Raw genomic sequence first — 1,369 nt, 5'->3', positions numbered from 1 at the left:
CCAACTAGCTAATGCGCCGCGGGCCCATCCTGTAGTGATAGCCGGAGCCATCTTTTAACCTAAGATCATGAGATCTCAGATGTTACCCGGTATTAGCACCGATTTCTCGGTGTTATCCCGATCTACAAGGCAGGTTGCCCACGTGTTACTCACCCGTCCGCCGCTAACGTCATAAGAGCAAGCTCTTAATCAGCCCGCTCGACTTGCATGTATTAGGCACGCCGCCAGCGTTCGTCCTGAGCCAGGATCAAACTCTCCATGAAAATGGTAAGCTGATTAGCTCAAAATGTATCGCTAACGATACTTCGTCGTTTTTAATAAAACGATGAAAAAAATTGACGAGATATCATGTATCTCTATTTCGCTTGGCTTTTGTTCAGTTTTCAAAGAACTCGTTCGCCACCGTTTTCCTCAGCGACATTCACTATCATAACATAACATTTCGTTCCGCGCAATACTTTTTTAAAGTTTTTTTGCGGAAACACTGTCGACTCAATCACTCATTCACAGCGACAAGAAATATTGTATCATAAAATAAAATTCTCCGCAATTATTATTTTAAAATTAATTTTCGCGGCTAGATTTACTAATCTATCAGAAATAGAAACGAATAGCAACTATTTTTTTCAACACAGCGCCAATTTTGTACTTCTCTTCTATTAAAGAAGAGAAAGATTTCTGCTGTTTTAATATTACACGTAACCCTTACCTCCTGCTTTTTGTGCAGAGCGTGCCCACCTGGCAACGTCCTTGCTCGCTATTTCTCTTTTACGGGGAAGGTTCTTCACGAAGCATTTCATAGACGTATCTCATGTAGGTCTACGAAGAGAAAGGGTTCGTCTCACAGGGGGACACGATGTATTTCAAGTAGCTTACTCACGATGTTACCATCGGCTTATTCGAGGAAGATGCTGTTCTGTTGTTCCACTAATGTCATGTGAATCCTTAACCTCTCCCCTTTTATTTGGAGCGTGCCCGCCTGGCAACGTCCTGGCTCACCCTTTCTCTTCTACGGGGAAGGTTCTTCACGAAGCATTTTCATAGATGTTTCTCATGTTGGTCTACGAAGAGAAAGGGTTCGTCTCACAGGGGGACACGATGTATTTCAAGTAGCTTATTCACGATGTTACCATCGGCTTTTCGAGGAAGATGCTGTTCTGTTGTTCCACTAATGTCATGTGAATCCTTAACCTCTCCCCTTTTATTTGGAGCGTGCCCGCCTGGCAACGTCCTGGCTCACCCTTTCTCTTCTACGGGGATGATTAACCATGAAGTAATTTCTTGGAAGTGTCCCACGTCGTGTTACGAAGAGAAAGGGTTCGTCTCACAGGGGGACACGATGTATTCCAAGAAGTTTATTCATGATGTA

The 1,369-nt window shown here is 43.5% G+C and carries 1 rRNA gene; it reads right to left on the bottom strand.

The window, feature by feature from the left end:
* A 16S ribosomal RNA gene (locus N0O92_RS23680) occupies positions 1–263 on the bottom strand; the annotation flags it as partial.
* Positions 264–1,369 lie beyond the last annotated feature (1,106 nt).

The sequence above is a fragment of the Alkalihalobacillus sp. MEB130 genome (assembly GCF_032335535.1).
In the GTDB taxonomy this organism is placed as follows: Bacteria; Bacillota; Bacilli; order Bacillales; family Bacillaceae_D; genus Halalkalibacter.
This window is presented reverse-complemented; position numbering and strand designations above follow the sequence as displayed.